Genomic DNA, 232 nt, shown 5'->3' on the forward strand with positions numbered 1-232 from the left:
TAATAGATATAAATATCTATTTGTTCTCTATCTTTTTGATTCTTACGATATCATTTTACCAATATGTCAATGAACTTTTATTCAGCTTGCAGTAAAGATAGTATTCAGTTAGCAATCAAACTGCTTACTGTAAACTATCACACTGTTTACTAATTTTGTGGAGAATATCGGAGTCGAACCGATGACCTCTTGCGTGCAAGGCAAGCGCTCTAGCCAACTGAGCTAATCCCCC

At 35.8% G+C, this 232-nt stretch carries 1 tRNA gene; it reads right to left on the bottom strand.

Going from position 1 to position 232, the window contains the following annotated elements:
• Positions 1-158: 158 nt before the first annotated feature.
• Positions 159-232, bottom strand: a tRNA-Ala gene (locus Q0762_RS13970).

Source organism: uncultured Polaribacter sp. (assembly GCF_947495205.1).
GTDB lineage: Bacteria > Bacteroidota > Bacteroidia > Flavobacteriales > Flavobacteriaceae > Polaribacter.